Here is a 233-nt window from a genome sequence, read left to right as displayed (position 1 = left end):
CGGAGTATCAAGTTTCAATGGGTAATCCATGCCCAGCTCAAGGGCTTTGTTGAGTGCCTTGACGAACTCGTCCCGGCAATCCGGATAGCCCGAGAAGTCCGTTTCGCAAACCCCGGTGATGACCGTTCTGGCCTGTACCTGATAGGCGTAAATAGAGGCGAGGGTCAAAAACCGGATGTTTCTTCCCGGCACAAAGGTGCTTGGCAGACTTTCGCCAGAACTATTAACCGTCG

General features: G+C 53.2%; 1 protein-coding gene. It reads right to left on the bottom strand.

The genetic code is table 11. From position 1 onward, the window contains the following. On the bottom strand, positions 1-233 hold a 233-nt coding region (locus tag FE296_RS00050), incomplete at both ends, for a 7-cyano-7-deazaguanine synthase (protein WP_190944944.1).

Source organism: Paenibacillus sp. UASWS1643, from assembly GCF_008693195.1.
Taxonomy (GTDB): domain Bacteria; phylum Bacillota; class Bacilli; order Paenibacillales; family Paenibacillaceae; genus Paenibacillus; species Paenibacillus amylolyticus_B.
Note: the sequence above shows the minus strand (reverse complement) of the source record. Positions and strands in the feature narration are given on the sequence as shown.